This is a genomic window from Streptomyces sp. CS113 (genome assembly GCF_002188365.1).
In the GTDB taxonomy this organism is placed as follows: Bacteria; Actinomycetota; Actinomycetes; order Streptomycetales; family Streptomycetaceae; genus Streptomyces; species Streptomyces tendae.
Window position 1 is genome coordinate 5,676,933 of record NZ_KZ195574.1, and the last position, 16,413, is coordinate 5,693,345.

The 16,413-nt window shown below is 73.8% G+C and carries 16 protein-coding genes; 9 read left to right on the plus strand and 7 right to left on the minus strand.

Annotated elements, in window-relative coordinates; translation table 11 throughout:
• Positions 1 to 54 precede the first annotated feature (54 nt).
• Positions 55 to 828 carry an oxidoreductase gene (locus B9W62_RS25405; RefSeq protein WP_087809310.1) on the plus strand — a complete coding sequence of 258 codons (774 nt, stop codon included), beginning with the start codon at positions 55 to 57 and terminating at the stop codon, positions 826 to 828.
• Positions 829 to 921: 93 nt separating this feature from the next.
• Here B9W62_RS25405 and B9W62_RS25410 read toward each other — a convergent pair whose 3' ends face one another.
• Entirely contained in the window at positions 922 to 1,356 is a 435-nt protein-coding gene (locus B9W62_RS25410) for an Rrf2 family transcriptional regulator (protein WP_087809311.1), read from the minus strand.
• Between the two features lie 128 nt (positions 1,357 to 1,484).
• Between B9W62_RS25410 and B9W62_RS25415 the strand changes: the two genes are divergently transcribed.
• Positions 1,485 to 2,222, plus strand: a complete 738-nt coding sequence (locus B9W62_RS25415; RefSeq protein ID WP_087809312.1) for an SDR family NAD(P)-dependent oxidoreductase — start codon at positions 1,485 to 1,487, stop codon at positions 2,220 to 2,222.
• 51 nt (positions 2,223 to 2,273) lie between these two features.
• Here the strand turns inward: B9W62_RS25415 and B9W62_RS25420 are convergent, their stop codons facing one another.
• Genes B9W62_RS25420 through B9W62_RS25430 form a run of 3 tightly spaced genes read right to left on the minus strand, consistent with a single transcriptional unit; the run spans position 2,274 to position 4,881 of the window.
• On the minus strand, positions 2,274 to 3,635 hold the full coding sequence (locus B9W62_RS25420) for an FtsX-like permease family protein (RefSeq protein WP_087809313.1): 1,362 nt from the start codon (positions 3,633 to 3,635) through the stop codon (positions 2,274 to 2,276).
• Positions 3,632 to 4,351, minus strand: a complete 720-nt coding sequence (locus B9W62_RS25425) for an ABC transporter ATP-binding protein (protein ID WP_256976576.1) — start codon at positions 4,349 to 4,351, stop codon at positions 3,632 to 3,634. Before B9W62_RS25425 ends, B9W62_RS25420 begins: the two co-directional genes overlap by 4 nt.
• On the minus strand, positions 4,348 to 4,881 hold the full coding sequence (locus B9W62_RS25430) for a PadR family transcriptional regulator (RefSeq protein WP_087809315.1): 534 nt from the start codon (positions 4,879 to 4,881) through the stop codon (positions 4,348 to 4,350). Before B9W62_RS25430 ends, B9W62_RS25425 begins: the two co-directional genes overlap by 4 nt.
• A 364-nt stretch (positions 4,882 to 5,245) precedes the next feature.
• Between B9W62_RS25430 and B9W62_RS25435 the strand changes: the two genes are divergently transcribed.
• The 3 genes from B9W62_RS25435 to B9W62_RS25445 all read left to right on the plus strand — a co-directional run bounded on the left by B9W62_RS25435 (position 5,246) and on the right by B9W62_RS25445 (position 8,087).
• Positions 5,246 to 5,551 carry a hypothetical protein gene (locus tag B9W62_RS25435; protein WP_052838118.1) on the plus strand — a complete coding sequence of 102 codons (306 nt, stop codon included), beginning with the start codon at positions 5,246 to 5,248 and terminating at the stop codon, positions 5,549 to 5,551.
• Between the two features lie 9 nt (positions 5,552 to 5,560).
• On the plus strand, positions 5,561 to 7,708 hold the full coding sequence (gene malQ, locus B9W62_RS25440; protein WP_087809316.1) for a 4-alpha-glucanotransferase: 2,148 nt from the start codon (positions 5,561 to 5,563) through the stop codon (positions 7,706 to 7,708).
• A gap of 85 nt (positions 7,709 to 7,793) precedes the next feature.
• A complete protein-coding gene (locus B9W62_RS25445; RefSeq protein WP_087809317.1) occupies positions 7,794 to 8,087 on the plus strand; it encodes a hypothetical protein in 294 nt (97 codons plus the stop codon).
• 86 nt (positions 8,088 to 8,173) lie between these two features.
• Here B9W62_RS25445 and B9W62_RS25450 read toward each other — a convergent pair whose 3' ends face one another.
• Positions 8,174 to 8,704, minus strand: a complete 531-nt coding sequence (locus B9W62_RS25450) for a MarR family winged helix-turn-helix transcriptional regulator (RefSeq protein ID WP_087809318.1) — start codon at positions 8,702 to 8,704, stop codon at positions 8,174 to 8,176.
• A gap of 113 nt (positions 8,705 to 8,817) precedes the next feature.
• Between B9W62_RS25450 and B9W62_RS25455 the strand changes: the two genes are divergently transcribed.
• The 3 genes from B9W62_RS25455 to B9W62_RS25465 are packed head-to-tail and all read left to right on the plus strand — an operon-like array spanning position 8,818 to position 11,690.
• Positions 8,818 to 9,783, plus strand: a complete 966-nt coding sequence (locus B9W62_RS25455; protein WP_087809319.1) for an EamA family transporter — start codon at positions 8,818 to 8,820, stop codon at positions 9,781 to 9,783.
• 33 nt (positions 9,784 to 9,816) lie between these two features.
• Positions 9,817 to 10,758, plus strand: coding sequence for a DMT family transporter (locus B9W62_RS25460; RefSeq protein ID WP_087809320.1), 942 nt, complete (start codon positions 9,817 to 9,819; stop codon positions 10,756 to 10,758).
• A 29-nt stretch (positions 10,759 to 10,787) separates the two neighbouring features.
• The gene (locus B9W62_RS25465) at positions 10,788 to 11,690 is read left to right on the plus strand and encodes a LysR family transcriptional regulator (protein WP_087809321.1); all 903 of its coding nucleotides are present in this window, start codon (positions 10,788 to 10,790) and stop codon (positions 11,688 to 11,690) included.
• Positions 11,691 to 11,952: 262 nt separating this feature from the next.
• Here the strand turns inward: B9W62_RS25465 and pepN are convergent, their stop codons facing one another.
• Positions 11,953 to 14,526: an aminopeptidase N gene (gene pepN / locus B9W62_RS25470; RefSeq protein WP_087809322.1), complete on the minus strand. Its 2,574-nt coding sequence runs from the start codon at positions 14,524 to 14,526 to the stop codon at positions 11,953 to 11,955.
• A gap of 112 nt (positions 14,527 to 14,638) precedes the next feature.
• Between pepN and B9W62_RS25475 the strand changes: the two genes are divergently transcribed.
• Positions 14,639 to 15,115 (plus strand): DUF1203 domain-containing protein, encoded by a 477-nt coding sequence (locus B9W62_RS25475; RefSeq protein WP_087809323.1) that lies wholly within the window; start codon positions 14,639 to 14,641, stop codon positions 15,113 to 15,115.
• Between the two features lie 12 nt (positions 15,116 to 15,127).
• Here B9W62_RS25475 and B9W62_RS25480 read toward each other — a convergent pair whose 3' ends face one another.
• Positions 15,128 to 16,324, minus strand: a complete 1,197-nt coding sequence (locus tag B9W62_RS25480) for a TerD family protein (RefSeq protein WP_087809324.1) — start codon at positions 16,322 to 16,324, stop codon at positions 15,128 to 15,130.
• Positions 16,325 to 16,413: the final 89 nt, after the last annotated feature.

Genomic DNA, 16,413 nt, shown 5'->3' on the forward strand with positions numbered 1-16,413 from the left:
CCGTTTAGGTGTACGGTTTCCGGAGTCAGGTTCACTTTACTGAGGGGATCTCCCGTGCCGAACACCGACAGGAGTCTGGACGGCCTGCGCGTGCTGGTCACCGGTGGCAGCCGCGGACTGGGCGAGGCGACCGTGCGCCGGTTCGTCTCCGCCGGCGCGACCGTGCTGACGGCCTCCCGCACCCCGCCCGCCGTGGACAGCGGCGCCACGTTCCTCGCCGCCGACCTGTCCACCGAGCAGGGCGTGGCCGACCTCGGTCGCCGCGTCGTCGAGCACGTGGGCGGTGTGGACGTACTCGTGAACAACGCCGGAGCGGCGAGCGCGCCGGCTCCGACCCTGAGCCGCTCCGACGCGTCCTGGCGGGCGGACCTGGAGATGAACCTCCTCGGCGCGGTGCGCCTGGACCGGGCTCTGGTGCCGGGGATGGTCGAGCGAGGCTCCGGCGTGGTGGTGCACGTCTCCTCGATCGCCAGCCAACTGCCCCAGCGCACCGAGGCGTCCTACGCCGCCGCCAAGGCCGCGCTGAACACCTACAGCCGTGAGCTGGCCACCGAGGTCGGTGAGCACGGCGTGCGCGTGGTGTGCGTCCTTCCCGGCTTCGTCGTCACCGACGGCGCCACCGCCCACCTGCGCCACATGGCCGAGCAGCAGGGCACGACCACCGACGAGGTCACCCGGCAGCTTGTGGACCACCTGAAGGTCCCCCTGGGCCGCCCCGGGGATCCCGAGGACGTCGCCGAGATGATCGCCTTCCTCGCCTCCGGCCGCGCGAAGTGGCTCACCGGCGCGCAGTTCCGCGTCGACGGCGGCATCCTCCCCACCGTCTGAACCGCGACCGGCAGGAAGAACGGGTCACGGACCATGCCCGTCACCCTCACTTCGCGGTCGGCGGGCAACCGTCTTCGGCGCCCGACGGGGAGGCTAGCGAGGTGTCGCGAGCACGTTCCGGAGTACGTCGTCGAGCGTGACGCGGGCCAGCTCCTGCCGCACGGTCTCCTCGATGCCCTCGTAGATGCCCTGCATCGCCGGCTGGATGCCGTGACCCACCACGCATCCCTGGTCCGGGGTGGTGCGGTGCATCGCGAACAGCGGGCCGGGTTCCACTGCCTCGTACACGTCGAGCAGGGTCATCGACCCCAGCTCGCGCGCCAGCGACCAGCCCGCGCCCACACCCCGTCGGGACTCCACGAGCCCGGACCTGCGCAGCTCGCCCAGCAGCCGCCTGATCACCACGGGGTTGGTGTTCGCGCTGGCCGCGATCTGCTCGGAGGTGGCGACCTCATGGCCCTGGCGCTGGTAGAGGCCGATCCAGGCCAGCGCGTGGGCGGCAATGGTCAACCTGCTGTTGGCGCTCATGAGTCCCTCCTCCCGGCCGCAACGCTTCATGTTACGACGACGCAGTCGTAACAACGAAGGTTGCGACAGGCTGTCGTAACAATTAGTGTTGCGACTACCTGAAGGGCCAATCAAACGAGGTGGGACGAATGGGCACATCACTCACGGGCAAGATCGCCGTGGTCACCGGGGGCAGCACCGGCATCGGATTCGCGACCGCACGCGCCTTCCGCGACGAGGGCGCCAGGGTCTTCGTCACCGGTCGCCGCAAGGACGCGCTCGAGGCCGCGACCGCCGAGCTCGGACCTGCCGTGACCGGCGTGGTCTGTGATGTCTCCGTGCCCGCGGACCTCGACGCGTTCTACGGCACGGTGCGCGACCGGGCCGGCCGCATCGACGTGCTGGTCGCCAACGCCGGCATCGGCACCGTGGCTCCGTTCGGGGAGGTGACGGAGGAACTGATCGACTCGATGTTCGCCGTCAACGTCAAGGGAACGATCTTCACCTTGCAGCAGGCGCTGCCGCTGCTCAGCTCCAACGCTTCGGTGATCCTGACGGGTTCGACCGCCTCGACACGGCCCACCCAGGGACTCGAGGTCTACGGGGCGTCGAAGGCCGCCATCCGCAACCTCGCCCGTGGCTGGGCCCTCAGCTCGCGCACGCACGGCTTCCGGGTCAACGTCGTGTCCCCGGGCGCGACGCGCACCCCCGGTCTGCTGGAGCTGCTCCCGCCCGAGGCTCTCCAGCAGGCCGAAGGCGAAGTCCCGCTCGGCCGGCTCGCCGAACCCGAGGAGATCGCCGCCCTGACGACGTTCCTCGCCTCGGACGCGTCGAGTTACGTCAATGGTGCCGAGTTCTTCGCCGACGGTGGCTACGCGCAGGTGTGACACCCGTCCGCCGCGTTCGGTCACGGCGACCGGACTCGTGTCCCGGCACCGTCACACGTACCGCAGCTCCCCCGGCCGTACCGACCGGTCCAGGAGGGGCAGGGACGTGGCCGCCGAGAGCAGGCAGGACGCGTACACCGCCGGGGCGACCAGGAGGGCCGTCCACGGGAGGGAGCCGTCGCCGGTGAGGGAGGCGTACCAGACGCCGATGGCCAGGCCCCCGGCGCCGGCCAGCAGCAGGGCGGGGGCCAGGGGGAGGGCGGTCTCCAGGAGGAGGGCGCGGTGCAGGACCGTGCGGGGGACCCCGGCGGCGACCTGGGCGGCCAGGGTCCGGCGGCGGGTGGTCAGGGACTCGGCGGTGCCCACGGCGAGGCCGGACAGGGCGATCGCCAGGGCGACGAGGACGGCCGCGCCGGTCAGGTCCAGGCCGGTCGTGTAGTACGCCATGTCGGCGGCGCGGTTCCCCGGCTCCGTGGCACGCAGGTCGGTGAGCATGGCGTGCCGGACGCAGAGGAAGGCCGTACCGGCGACCGTCACCAGCAGGACCGCGGCATGGGTGCGGGCCGGGGCCCACGGGTCGTCGCGCAGCCGTTCCGCCGCGAGGAGCGGCGCCGCCGTGCGGGCCCGCACGGCCAGCAGGCCGCCCGTGAACCGCGCCGTGGCACCGGCCAGCCACACCACACCCGCGCCCAGCGCGACCACGAGGCAGAAGACGGTCAACGGGGTGCGCCAGCCGAAGCGGTCGCCCGCGACGTGCCCCTCGTTCAGGGCGAGCGGTGCCACTGCCACCAGCACCGCCAGTCCGCTCAGGAACAGCAGCCCCGGTCCACGGCCCGTGCTCCGGGCCACCCGGCGCACCCGGCCCAGCGGCGAGGCCACCACCCGGCGCAGTGCCACCGCACCCGCCACCGCGCCCAGCGCCGGGACGCCGACCGCGACCAGGACGAAGCCCAGCCAGGTCGCGGCGGTCGGACCGCTCCACAACCGCAGTACGAACAGGACGGAGAAGACCGTCGCCACCGCCGAGCCCAGCAGACACGCCAGCCCGGTCTCCAGCGCGGCGATCCGGCGCACCTGCCCCGGGGCCGCTCCGGCCAGCCGCAGTCCGGCCAGCCGCCGGTCGCGGTGCACGGCACCGATCCGCGCGCACTGGCCGAGGAAGGCCAGCACCGGCACCAGCAGCAGGAGCAGACCGCTGATGACCCCGTCGCGGGTGCCGGAACCGGACAGCAGGCCGTGGAAGTGGGAGACGGAGTAACCGGCCGGGACCGACGCGAGCGCGACCGCCGCCAGGGCGAAGCCCGTCGCCGCCGCCGCGCCCGCCGCCGTCAGCGCGATCCGCCACCACTCCTTGCGGTCCGAGCCGTGGACGAGCTGCCGGGCCAGTCGCAGGTCGGAGGTCAGCGTGCTCACGCCGTCACCTCCAGCGGGGACACGGCGCCGTCCCGCAGCCGGACCTCGCGGTCCGCGTACGCGGCCACCTGGGCGTCGTGCGTGACCAGCAGCACCGCGGTGCCCGACTCCCGGGCCGTGTGCGCCAGCGCGGTCATCACCTCCTCGGTCGCCAGTGAGTCCAGCGCACCGGTCGGCTCGTCCGCGAACACCGCCTTCGGCCCGGTGACCAGCGCGCGGGCCAGCGCCGCCCGCTGCGCCTGCCCGCCGCTCATCTCGCCCGGCCGCAGCTCCTCCTGCCCGCGCACCCCGAACCGCTCCAGCCATGCCGCCGCCCGCGTCCGGGCCTCGGTGCGGGCGGTGCCGGCCAGGAGCAGCGGCAGCGCCACGTTGTCCAGTGCCGTCAGCTCCGGGATCAGCTGTCCGAACTGGAAGACCACGCCGAAGTCGGTGCGCCGCAGCTCGCTCAGCCGCTTCTCCGGCAGCTGGTCCAGCCGCAGGCCGCCGTACGTCACCGAACCGGCGTCCGGCCGGACGATCCCGGCCAGGCAGTGCAGCAGCGTCGACTTCCCGCTGCCGCTGGTCCCGGTGACGGCGAGGATCTCCCCGGCCCGCAGGTCGAGGGAGGCGCCGCGCAGGGCCTCGGTCCTGCCGTGCGCCTTCACCAGTTCGCGGGCCGTGAGCAGCGGCTGCGCCCCGGTGCCGTGCGAGGCCATGTGCGTGTCCCCGTGTGTCATGCCGTACGGACCTCCGTGGTCAGGGTGGTGAGCCGGGCCGCCGTCGTGGTCATCCAACGGAGGTCGGCGTCCAGGTGGGTGAGGGCGTAGTCGGCCGAGAGCACGGTCGTGAGGTCCGTGTCCGGGGCCGTCTTGAGCGCCGTGAGTTCCCGCATCCGGCCCATGTGGGCGGCGCGCTGGGCCAGCAGAAGGGCGCCCGCGTCGCCGTCGGTGAGAATCGAGACGACGACCTTGGCGAAGATCTCGTTGGTCACGAAGGGCGCGGGCGGCGCGATCTCGCCCGCCCAGCGCGCCAGTTCGCGCGCACCCTCGTCCGTGGCGCGGTACGCGGTCCGCTCGGGACCGCCGTCCGAGGCGGTGCCGTCGACCTCGGCCAGCCCGTCCCGGACCAGACGCTGGAGGGTCGTGTAGACCTGCCCGAACGCCAGCGGGCGGGCCTGGGGGAAGCGTTCGTCGTGGCGTCGCTTGAGGTCGTAACCGTGGCTCGGCCCCGAAGCGAGCAGACCCAGGAGGATGTGACGGGTGCTCATGCGGCTCAGTATTCACCGAGTACATGTACTGAGTGAATAGCTGGAGCGGGGAGTGTCGGAGCGGGGTGCGCACGCGTGACCGGTTTGGGTGATCCGTGCCCGGGTTACGTGTTTTTTTGGCCGGGTCTGTAGGCATTCAGAAGGGGGTGGGTGTGACCAGGGTCACGTTGGCGGTATTGGGGCGTCTGTCCGGCCGCGGACTGGGTAGGGGCTGGCGTAACTCGCCACAAGCGCGCTCGGCGCGACGCCTCACCCGGAGCCCGAACCAGAGCCCCAACCAGAGCCCGATCAAGAGCCCGATCACGAGCCCGAACCATCGTTCGAGCCACCGTCCGACCCAGAGCCTGATCCAAAGGAGACCCCCGTGGCTGCACTGGCACCCCTTCTGCTGCCGGCCCCCTCCAAACCCGTGGCGGAGCCGTCCACTCCCTGGGCGGAGCCCTCCGCCGCCTCCGAGACCCCGCACTACTGCGTCTTCGGCGCCACCGGCAGCTGCGCCGAGACCCCGCTGACCAGCGAACCGCCGCTGCCCGACGCCGAGCCCCTCACCAGTGAGTCGCCGTTCGCCGACGCCGTGCCGCTGACCAGCGAGTCCTCGCCCGAACTCACGGCCGACGTGCCGGAGCAGGGCGGCCCCTCCTTCGCCGTCCCGGAACCCACGAGGTCGTAGAGGAAGCAGATGCCCGCAGCCCAGCCGGCCGAGCCGCCCGCCGAGGACCTTCCCGAGGATCTGACCAGGCTCGCCGCCCTGCACGGCGTCGCCACCTCCTACCGCCCCTCCCCGGACCGCACCGTCCCGGCCTCGGCCACCGCCGTCACCCTCGCGCTGGCCGCCCTCGGCGTGGACACGAGCGGCCCCGGGGCCCTACGGGCCGCGCTCGCCGCCCGCGAGACCGAGCTGCGCGAACGGCTGCTGCCGCCCACCGTCGTCCGCTGGGCCGGCGGCGGCACCCCGGCCGCGCTGGCCGCCCTGCCCGCGGGCACCCGGCTGCGCGTCGAGACCGAGCAGGGCGAGCGCCGCGACGGGGTCGAGGGGCTCGCGCACGGGGTGCACCGGCTGACCGCCACCGCGCCCGACGGCCGTACCGCCCAGGCCCGTCTGATCGTCGCGCCCGCCCGGCTGCCCGCTCCCACCGCCCGCTCCCACGGGCTTCTCGTCCAGCTCTACTCCGTCCTCTCCCGCCGCTCCTGGGGCATGGGCGACCTCGGCGACCTCGGTGAACTCGCCGCCTGGGCCGGTCGCTCCCTCGGCGCCGGATTCGTCCAGGTCAACCCGTTGCACGCGGCCGTACCCGGCGCCCCCACCGACCCGTCGCCGTACCGGCCGTCCTCGCGCCGCTTCCCGGACCCGGTGCACCTGCGGATCGAGGACGTGCCCGAGTTCGCGTACGTCACCGACCAGCAGCGCGCCCGGACGCTGCGGGAGCGGGCCGGGCGGCTGCGCGAGGGCGTCCTGGAGAAGGACGCCCTGATCGACCGGGACGCCGTGTGGGAGCTGAAGCGCGAGGCCCTGGAACTGCTCCACGAGGTCCCCCTGGGCCCCGGCCGCCGCGCCGCCTACTGCGACTACCTCGCCGAACAGGGCACCGCCCTGGAGGACCACGCCACCTGGTGCGCGCTCGCCGAGGTCCACGGCTCGGACTGGCACCGCTGGCCGGAGGGTCTGCGCGACCCCCGCTCGGCCGACACCGACCGGGCCCGCCGCGAGCTGATGGACCGCGTCGACTTCCACTCCCGGCTCACCTGGCTCACCGACACCCAGCTCACCGCCGCCCAGCGCACCGCCCGCGAGGCCGGCATGCCGGTCGGGATCGTCCACGACCTCGCCGTCGGCGTGCACCCGCGCGGCGCCGACTCGTGGGCCCAACAGGATTACTTCGCCGCCGGGATGTCGGTGGGAGCGCCGCCCGACGCCTTCAACTCCCGCGGCCAGGACTGGGGATTGCCGCCCTGGCGCCCGGACCGCCTGGCCGCGTCCGGGTACGCGCCGTTCCGGGGACTGCTGCGCGGCCTGTTCCGGTACGCCGGGGCGCTGCGCGTCGACCACGTCATGGGCCTGTTCCGGCTCTGGTGGGTGCCCGAGGGCCGGCCGCCCACCGAGGGCACCTACGTCCACTACGACGCCGAGGCCATGCTCGCCGTCCTGGTCCTGGAGGCCCATCGGGCCGGGGCCGTCGTCATCGGCGAGGATCTGGGCACCGTGGAGCCCGGAGTGCGCGAGGCGCTGCGCGAACGCGGGGTCCTGGGCACCTCGGTGCTGTGGTTCGAACGGGACTGGACCGGCGACGGCCGCCCCCTGCCGCCCGAACGGTGGCGCGCCGACTGCCTGGCCACCGCCACCACCCACGACCTGCCGTCCACCGCCGCCCGCCTTACCGGCGAGCACGTCGAACTCCGCGACCGGCTGGGCCTGCTCACCCGCCCGCTGGAGGAAGAACGCGCCGGGGCGGCCGCGGACACCGCGGAGTGGCTCCACGTACTGACCCGGCTCGGGCTGCTGCACGGCACCGGCGGCGACACCGGGACGCCCGCCGAGGAGGCGGAGATCCAGGCCGTGCACCGCTTCCTGCTGCGCACCCCCGCCCGCATGGTCGGCATCTGGCTGCCGGACGCCGTCGGCGACCGCCGCCCGCAGAACCTGCCCGGCACCTGGGACCAGTACCCCAACTGGCGGCTGCCCGTCGCCGACGCCGAGGGCCGCCCGGTGACGCTGGAGGACCTGGCCGGCTCGCCCCGGCTGCACGCCCTGATCGACGTCGTGCGCGACCCCGCGGCAGAGGCCGTAGGAGATGCCGTACGGCGACGCGGCGGCGACCGGGACGGCTGAGCGGGGCGGCCGTGCCGGACGCCCGCGGGCCCCGTACGGGCACCCCGGGCGCGCGGGCGCGCGGACCGTTCGCTAACTTGGCACCGTGGACAAGAAGAACGCCCTGCGCGCCGGCGCCCTGGCAGCCGGTACGACGCTGATGATGCTGCTCATGTCGTCCCCCGCGCTCGCGCTGACGCGCGACGACGGCGACGACCCCGGCACCGGCCTGAGCGTCGTCGAGACGCTGGGTCTCTACGTCCTGGCCCCGATCGCCCTGTTCGCGATCATCGCGGGTCTGATCATGGTCCTGGACCGGTCCCACCCGGACCACCGGGTGTCGACCCCCGGCTCCAAGGCCAAGACCAAGGCGAAGGCGAAGGTCGGCGCGAAGGCCTGACCTCCCGCCCCCCCGCTTCACCGAGGGCGCCGCCCCACCGCACGTACGCGGAGGGGACGGCGCCCTTGTGTTCGCGCCGGCGCCCCCTACTTCTCCGTACCGGCGAGGAGGTCCCGCAGCAGGCCCGCCAGCTGACCGGCCCGTTCCGCGTCGAGGGAGGCCAGTGCCTCGGTCTGGGCGTCGAGGCCCGCGCCGACCGCCTCGTCGATCAGCTCGAGACCCCGGTCGGTGAGCGTGACTTGCAGCCCCCGGCGGTCGTGCGGGTCGGGGGAGCGGCGCAGCAGCCCGGCCCGTTCCAGCTTGTCCAGCCGCCCGGTCATGCCGCCGGTGGTGAGCATCAGCGTGGCCGAGAGCTGCCGCGGCGAGAGCGTGTACGGCTCGCCGGAGCGGCGCAGGGTCGCCAGGGCGTCGAACTCCCCGCGCGAGATGCCGAAGCGCGCGTACGCCTGCTCCATCCGGTCGCCCATGGCGCGCGCCAGCCGGAAGACCCGGCCGAACACCTCCATGCCGGCCGTGTCCAGGTCGGGCCGCACCGCCGCCCACTGGTCGATGATCACGTCGACGGGGTCCTTGCGCGGTCCGGACGGCGGGGGAGGCTGGGGCGGACGTTCAGTCATGGGACGAGTATCGGGGCGCTTCCGCTCGGCCGCAAGAAAGTAGCTTGACGCAAACTAGCTTGCCAGTAAGCTACTTTCACTCGAGCTTCTTTCGCTCCCCGAAGGGTGCCCCCATGACCGCCACCCGCCCCGCCGTCATCGCGCTCACCGCCCTCGCACCCGTCTCCTGGGGCAGCACCTACGCCGTGACCACCGAGTTCCTGCCGCCCGACCGGCCCCTGTTCACCGGGCTGATGCGGGCCCTGCCCGCCGGTCTGCTGCTGCTCGCCCTCGCCCGGGTGCTGCCGCGCGGCGCCTGGTGGGGGAAGGCGGCGGTGCTGGGCGCGCTGAACATCGGGGCCTTCTTCCCGCTGCTGTTCCTCGCCGCCTACCGGATGCCCGGCGGAATGGCCGCCGTCGTCGGCTCGGCCGGCCCGCTCCTCGTCGTCGGGCTCTCGGCCCTGCTGCTCGGGCAGCGCCCCACCGCCCGGTCCGTGCTCACCGGCGTCGTCGCCGCGTTCGGCGTCAGCCTGGTGGTGCTGGAGGCGGTCGGGGGACTGGACCCGCTCGGCGTGTCGGCGGCCGTCGCCTCCACCGCCTCCATGTCCACCGGCACCGTGCTGGCGGGGCGCTGGGGCCGCCCCGCCGGCGTCGGCCCGCTCGCCCTCACCGCCTGGCAGCTGACCGCGGGCGGCCTGCTCCTCGCCCCGCTCGCCCTCCTGGTCGAGGGGGCCCCGCCCGCCCTGGACGGCCCGGCCGTCGGCGGCTACCTCTACCTGGCGCTGGCCAACACGGCGCTGGCGTACTGGCTCTGGTTCCGCGGCATCGGCCGGCTCTCCGCCACCCAGGTCACCTTCCTCGGCCCGCTCTCGCCGCTGACCGCCGCCGTGATCGGCTGGGCGGCGCTCGGGGAGGCGCTCGGTCCGGTGCAACTGGCGGGCATGGGGCTGGCGTTCGGAGCGACCCTCGCGGGGCAGTGGGCGCCGCGCGCACGGGCGGCGGGCCCGGCGGCCGTCGCGACCGCTTCATCTTTCAGTTCTGCTTCACAGAACAGTCGGAAAGATTCGATGGACCTGACGGGTCCGGCCCTGCGACGGTAGGCCCGCCAGGCCCCCGACCGGAAAAGGACCTTCGTGGCCACAGCCGCCCGCCGCACCACCCCGCGCCCCGCCGAAGCCCCGGCGCCGACCGCCGGCCCGGCCCGGCCGACGGCGCCCGTCGCCCTCGGGCTCGCGCTCGCCGTCCTCGCCACCCTCGTCTGGTCCGGCAGCTTCGTCACCTCGCGGGCCCTGGGCGACAGCGTGCCGCCCGTCCAGCACGCGTTCTGGCGCTGGGTGGTCGCCCTCGCCGTCGTCGCCCCCTTCGGCGCCCGGCGGGCCTGGCGGCAGCGCGAGCTGGTCCGGCGCCACCTCGGCTTCGTGGCCCTCGCCTCCCTGCTCGGCGTGACCGTCTACAACACCCTCGTCAACCAGGCCGGCGTCACCACCCCCGCCGCCAACATGGGCATGATCATGGCGGCGTCCCCGGTGCTCATGGCCCTCTGCGAACGGGCGGGCGGCGTACGGCTCGGCGCCCGCCGGATCGCCGGACTGGCCGTCGCCTGCGCGGGCGTCGCGCTGCTCGTCGGAGGGGACGGGGCGGCCTTCTCGGCCGGCGACCTGTGGATGATCGCCGCCGCCTGCTGCTTCGGCTCGTACAGCGCGCTGCTGCGCCGCAGGCCCGCGGGGCTGGACGGGGCGGGGTTCCTCTTCACCACGTTCCTGTTCGGCACCGTGCTGCTGCTGCCCGCGCAGGGCGTCAGCCTCGCCGTGCAGGGCGGCTTCCGGCCGACACCGGGTACCGTCTGGCCGCTCCTGTACGTCGGCGTCGCCTCCTCCGCCGTCGCCTTTTTCGCCTGGAACAAGGCGGTCTCCCTGATCGGACCGTCCCGCGCCGGGGTCGTCTACTACCTCCAGCCGGTGTGCGTCGCCCTGCTCTCCTGGGCCCTGCTCGCCGAGCCCACCGGCTGGGCGCAGGCGGGCTGCATGGCGCTGATCCTCGGCGGCGTCGTCCTGGGCGCGGGGGCCAGCCGGTAGGCCGCCGGGTCCGCCGGTAGGTTGCCGCCATGGCCGACTGGGACCTCCGCAAGCTGCGTATCCTGCGGACGCTGCGCGAGAAGGGCACGGTGACCGCGACGGCCGAGGCGCTGCACATGACGCCGTCCGCCGTCTCCCAGCAGCTCACGAACCTCTCCAAACAGCTCGGGGTGGAGCTGCTCCAGGCGCACGGCAGAAGGGTCCGGCTGACGGACGCGGCCCGGCTGGTGCTGCGGCACGCCGAAGCGGTGTTCGAGCAACTGGAGCGCGCCGACGCCGAGTTGGCGGCCCACCTCCGGGGGGAGGCGGGCGAGGTCCGGGTCGGTGCCTTCTCCACCGCCGTCCCCGCCCTCGTCGTACCGGCCGTCACCGCGCTGCGCGCCTCCCGCCCCGGGATCGCGGTGCGGGTGCGGGAGGCCGAGGCGCAGGAGGCGTACGAGCTGCTGGCCGCCGGGGAGGTGGACCTCGCGCTGTCGCTGGCCGCGCAGGCGCCGAGCGCCGTCGACCCGCGCTTCACCCGTGTTCCGCTGCTCGCCGATCCGCTGGACGTCGCCCTGCCCGGCGACCATCCGCTGGCCCGCGTGGAGCGGCTGCGGCTGGCCGACCTCGCCGCCGAACCGTGGATCTTCGGCGGCAGCGGGCCCTGGTCCGACATCACCCGCGGCGCCTGCGCGGCCGCCGGGTTCCGGCCGCACCAGGGGCACGCGGCGGCCGGCTGGCCGGCGATCCTCGCCATGGTCGAGGCGGGCATGGGCGTCGCCCTGGTCCCGCGCATGGCGGCCGTCCCCCGGGACGGGGTGGTGATGCGCGAGCTGCGCGAGGACCGCCCCGTGCGGCACGTGGTCGCGGCCGTGCGCAGGGGCGCGCAGGAGGCCCCCGCGATCACCACCGTGCTGGCGGCCCTGCGGGCGGTGGCGGAGGCGCGTCCCTGAACACCCGCCCGAGCGCACGCGAGGGGGCGCCCGGCGCAATTCGCGCACCGGACGCCCCCTCGTACGGACTGCCTGCTCGGTGACCGCCTGCCTGGAACCGGCTCCTTGGCCGCCCCCGCGATCACCACTGTGCCGGCGGCCCTGGGGGCGGTGGCGGAGGCGCGTCACTGAACACCCGCCCGAGCGCACGCGAGGGGGCGCCCGGCGCGACGCGCGCACCGGACGCCCCCTCGTACGCGACTGACCGCGTAGTGCGGCGCGCCTACTCGGCCGCCGCCGCGTCCGCCGCCTGCGCCCGCAGGGCGCGTTCGACGCCGGAGCGGGACTCCGAGACCAGCCGGCGCAGGGCCGCGTTCGGCTCGGCGGAGGCCAGCCACGCGTCCGTGCGGTCCAGGGTCTCCTCGGACACCTGCACCGCCGGGTACAGGCCGACCGCGATCTGCTGGGCCATCTCGTGCGAGCGGGACTCCCAGACGCCCTTCAGCGCCTCGAAGTACCGCTCCGTGTACGACGCCAGCAGCTCGCGCTGGTCGGTCTGGACGAAGCCGGCGATGACCGCCTCCTGGACGGCGTTCGGCAGCTTGTCGGACTCCACGACCGACTCCCAGGCCTCCGCCTTGGCCGCCTCGGTCGGACGGGCGGCCCGCGCGGTGGCCGCGTGGCGCTCACCGGCCGCGGTCTTGTCCCGCTCGTACTCCGCGGCGATCTCCGAGCCGCCGAACCGGCCCACGGCCGCCAGCCGCTGCACGAACGCCCAGCGCAGCTCGGTGTCGACGGCCAGGCCCTCGATCGTCTGCGTGCCGTCGAGCAGCGCGTCCAGCAGATCGAGCTGCTCCGGCGTCCTGGCCGTCGCCGCGAACGCCCGCGCCCAGGCCAGCTGGTGGTCGCTGCCCGCCTCGGCGGCCCGCAGGTGGGCCAGCGTGGCCTCGGTCCAGCGGGTCAGCAGCGCCTCGCGGGCGGTGGGGGCGGCGTACTGGTCGATGGCCAGCTTCACCTGGCGGTGCAGCGACTGCACGACACCGATGTCGGACTCCTTGCCGATGCCGGACAGCACCAGCGACAGGTAGTCGCGGGTCGCCAGCTCCGCGTCCCGGGTCATGTCCCACGCCGACGCCCAGCACAGGGCGCGGGGAAGGGACTCCGCGAAGTCGCCCAGGTGCTCGGTGACCACGGCCAGCGACTGCTCGTCCAGGCGCACCTTGGCGTACGACAGGTCGTCGTCGTTCAGGAGGAGCACCGCCGGGCGGGCCTTGCCCACCAGCTGCGGCACGGCCGTCAGCTCACCGTCGACGTCCAGCTCGACGCGCTCCCCGCGCACCAGCTTGCCGGCACCGTCGAGGTCGTAGGCGCCGATCGCGATGCGGTGGGGGCGGAGGGTGGGCTCGCCCTTCGCACCCGCCGGGAGCGCCGGGGCCTCCTGGCGGATGGCGAAGGAGGTGATGACACCCTCGCCGTCCGTCTCGATCTCCGGGCGGAGCACGTTGATGCCGGCCGTCTCCAGCCACGCCTTCGACCAGGTCTTCAGGTCGCGGCCGGAGGTCTCCTCCAGCGCGCCCAGCAGGTCGGACAGGCGGGTGTTGCCGAACGCGTGCCGCTTGAAGTACGCCTGCACGCCCCGGAAGAACGCGTCCTCACCGACGTACGCCACGAGCTGCTTGAGGACGCTGGCGCCCTTGGCGTACGTGATGCCGTCGAAGTTGACGAGCACGTCGTCCAGGTCGCTGATGTCCGCCATGATCGGGTGCGTGGACGGCAGCTGGTCCTGCCGGTACGCCCAGGTCTTCATCTGGTTGGCGAACGTCGTCCACGAGTGCGGCCACTTCGACCCCGGCGCGTCGGCCTGGCAGGCGGCCTCGGCGTAGGTGGCGAACGACTCGTTCAGCCACAGGTCGTTCCACCACTCCATGGTGACCAGGTCGCCGAACCACATGTGCGCCAGCTCGTGCAGGATCGTGGCGGCGCGCACCTCGTACGCGGCGTCCGTCACCTTCGAGCGGAAGACGTACTGGTCGCGGATGGTCACCGCGCCCGCGTTCTCCATCGCGCCCGCGTTGAACTCCGGCACGAAGAGCTGGTCGTACTTCTTGAACGGGTACGCGTAGTCGAACTTCTCCTGGAACCAGTCGAAGCCCTGCCGGGTGACCTCGAAGATCGCGTCCGCGTCGAGGTGCTCGGCCAGCGAGGGACGGCAGTAGATGCCGAGCGGCACGGACTGGCCGTCCTTCTCGTACACACTGTGCACCGAGTGGTACGGGCCGACGATCAGCGCCGTGATGTACGACGAGATGCGCGGGGTCGGCTCGAACTCCCAGACGTTGTCCTTCGGCTCGGGCGTCGGCGAGTTGGAGACGACCGTCCAGCCCTCGGGGGCCTTCACGGTGAACTGGAACGTCGCCTTCAGGTCCGGCTGCTCGAAACTCGCGAAGACACGGCGCGCGTCGGGCACCTCGAACTGGGTGTACAGGTACGCCTGGTCGTCCACCGGGTCGACGAACCGGTGCAGGCCCTCGCCGGTGTTGGTGTACGCGCAGTCCGCGACCACGCGCAGGATGTTGCGTCCCGGCAGCAGGCCCGGCAGGGCGATGCGGGAGTCCTGGAACACCTCGGCGGCATCGAGGGCGTCGCCGTTCAGCGTCACCTCGTGGACCGTCGGCGCGACCAGGTCGATGAAGGACTCGCCGCCGCCTTCGGCGACGTCGAAGCGCACCGTGGTCACGGACCGGTAGGTGCCGCCCTCCTGCGCGCCGGTGAGGTCGAGATCGATCTCGTACGAGTCAACGGTCAGCAGCGTCGCCCGCTGCCGCGCCTCTTCGCGAGTCAGGTTTGTGCCAGGCACGCGGTCATCTCCTCGTTATGTGTGGGTTGCGCCATCCTTCCACGTGGCCGGGACGGAACGCGATGTCCATTTCCCGCCGGTGCCCGGCGCGCCCGCGCGCGAGCCTGGACCCATGAACGGCCACACCGCACAGCCCATCCCGCCGGGCGTCCTCGAGGAACTCCGCGCCACCGACGACGCGGGCCGCGTCCCCGCGCCCACGACCGACGACGAGGGCGGCGCCCCGCTGCGCTGCTGCCTGCGCCGCAGCCGCGCCGGTGAGCGGATCGCGCTCGTCTCCTACGCCCCGCTGCGCCGCTGGGCGGCACGGACGGGCGCCGACCCGGGCGCCTACGACGAGCAGGGGCCCGTCTTCGTCCACGCCGAGGAGTGCGCGGGACCCGACGGCGAGGGCCTCGCCTTCACCCACGCGCACCGCACCCTGCGCCGCTACTCCGCCGACGGGCACATCCTGGGCGGGCGGCTGGTCGAGGGCGCCGACGCCTTCGCGCCCGCCCTCCGGGAGGCGTTCGACGACCCGGCCGTGGCGTTCGTCCACGTCCGGGCCGTCGAGTACGGCTGCTTCCTGTACGAGGTGCGCCGCGGCTGAGACCCGCCCGGCTCAGCCGCCCGCCCCGATCCGCCACGGGCCGTCGGCCTCGATGCGCAGGAGACCGGGGGCTCGGACGGGTGCCAGTACGTCGAGGCGGCCGACCTCGTTGACGAGGAGGTCCTCCTCGTCGTCCTGCCACTCGGGGTCGTCCGAGGTGAAATAGTGCCAGACGACGAAGTTGCTCTGTCCCTGGTGGACGAAGGACAGCACGCCCGCGGAACCCTCGTACACCAGTAGGTCCGGACCCCTGCCGTTGAGGCTGTGCACCAGGCGCCGGGCATGGGCGAGCGGCAGCACCCGCAGCGTCCAGGGCGTGTCGGCGCGCACCACCAGGGACAGCGGGCGGTCCTCGGGGACGGTGGCGAACGTGCGGGCGTGCACCTCGTCCTCGTACGTCGACAGCAGATCCCGGTCGGCGCGTCCGTACGCGTCACAGGAGTCGATGTGCACCGAGATGCTGTCCCTGCACTCGATTTCGACGACCACACGGGCGCCGGGCGGCAGGTTCGGCGGGCAGGTGACGCGCTCCTTGCCCGAGGCGCGGTGCGTGAACGGCGGGAAGGAGAGCGCCAGCTCCGCCGCCAGGCGGTCGGCGGGCGGGGCCGGGAAGGACGCGGCGACCGGTGCCGGGTGCGCAGGCGCCGCGGGCGGCGGTGCCACGGGTACCGGCGCGGGGTCCTCGGCGACCGAGATGCCGAAGTCCGTGGCGAGCCCGGCCAGACCCGAGGCGTACCCCTGCCCCACCGCGCGGAACTTCCAGCCGCCGTTCCTGCGGTAGAACTCGCCGAAGACGAACGCGGTCTCCGTGGAGGCGTCCCCGATGGTGAAGGAGGCGACCTGCTGCCCGTCCGGCAGCGCGACCCGGACATCCAGGAAGGGCACCTGCCCGAACGTTCCTGCGTCGGTGGACGCGGCCACCACGACCCGGTCCATTCCGAGTTCGACGGCCGCGAGGTCCAGCCACAGCCAGTCGGCGCCCGTGCCGTCGGCCCCCTGGCCCTTGCCCAGGTGGCGCACGGCGCCCGACGGGTGCGCCGGCTGGTTGTAGAAGACGAGGTCGGCGTCCGAGCGGACCCGGCCCGTCGCGTCGAGCAGCAGGGCCGAAACGTCCACGTCCGGCACCCGGGCGCCCTGCCGCCAGGTCACCGCCACCTGGAGGGCGGCCGCGGGAACGGGCAGATTGCCGCCCTTCGTCATCACCGTCATGGCGTGATCTTCACACGATCGGCACGACCGGCGGGCCGGATTGCCACACTCCGCATCGACCGGGCGGCACACGGCAGAGGGGCGGCCAC

Excerpts from the sequence above, each read along its gene's own strand:
- B9W62_RS25475 (WP_087809323.1), top strand. The coding sequence starts at position 14,639 with ATGAACGGCCACACCGCACAGCCCATCCCGCCGGGCGTCCTCGAGGAA.
- B9W62_RS25410 (WP_087809311.1), bottom strand. The coding sequence starts at position 1,356 with ATGAGCGCCAACAGCAGGTTGACCATTGCCGCCCACGCGCTGGCCTGG.
- B9W62_RS25425 (WP_256976576.1), bottom strand. The coding sequence starts at position 4,351 with ATGACACACGGGGACACGCACATGGCCTCGCACGGCACCGGGGCGCAG.
- B9W62_RS25465 (WP_087809321.1), top strand. The coding sequence starts at position 10,788 with ATGGCCGACTGGGACCTCCGCAAGCTGCGTATCCTGCGGACGCTGCGC.
- B9W62_RS25480 (WP_087809324.1), bottom strand. The coding sequence starts at position 16,324 with ATGACGGTGATGACGAAGGGCGGCAATCTGCCCGTTCCCGCGGCCGCC.
- B9W62_RS25455 (WP_087809319.1), top strand. The coding sequence starts at position 8,818 with ATGACCGCCACCCGCCCCGCCGTCATCGCGCTCACCGCCCTCGCACCC.
- B9W62_RS25415 (WP_087809312.1), top strand. The coding sequence starts at position 1,485 with ATGGGCACATCACTCACGGGCAAGATCGCCGTGGTCACCGGGGGCAGC.
- B9W62_RS25450 (WP_087809318.1), bottom strand. The coding sequence starts at position 8,704 with ATGACTGAACGTCCGCCCCAGCCTCCCCCGCCGTCCGGACCGCGCAAG.
- B9W62_RS25430 (WP_087809315.1), bottom strand. The coding sequence starts at position 4,881 with ATGAGCACCCGTCACATCCTCCTGGGTCTGCTCGCTTCGGGGCCGAGC.
- malQ (WP_087809316.1), top strand. The coding sequence starts at position 5,561 with ATGCCCGCAGCCCAGCCGGCCGAGCCGCCCGCCGAGGACCTTCCCGAG.